The 259-nt window shown below is 60.2% G+C and carries 1 protein-coding gene; it reads left to right on the top strand.

Annotated elements, in window-relative coordinates:
* Positions 1 to 259: hypothetical protein (locus tag Q4548_RS16895; RefSeq protein ID WP_303457225.1), on the top strand; the 259-nt coding region annotated here is incomplete at both ends.

Genomic DNA, 259 nt, shown 5'->3' with positions numbered 1-259 from the left:
GTCCAGCAGAACCCGCAGACGGTGAACGAGCAGATGATTAGCGACCTGAAGCAGGAACTTGGCCTAGGAAACTCGCCGGGTAACGATGCTGGCGACAGCAATGGTCCGCAGGGTGGCGGGTCGTTCAACGGAGACAACCCATTAGGAGCCACGACGATAGACGGCTGGGGCGAGGCTCTGCTAGGCGGACTTCCGGGGCTTCTTTCCTATGCCTTCACCAATTGGGGGGCGCTCACGCCAGCACAAAAAGCGCAAGCAC

This window comes from Wenyingzhuangia sp. 2_MG-2023, assembly GCF_030548295.1.
In the GTDB taxonomy this organism is placed as follows: Bacteria; Bacteroidota; Bacteroidia; order Flavobacteriales; family Flavobacteriaceae; genus Wenyingzhuangia.
This window is presented reverse-complemented; position numbering and strand designations above follow the sequence as displayed.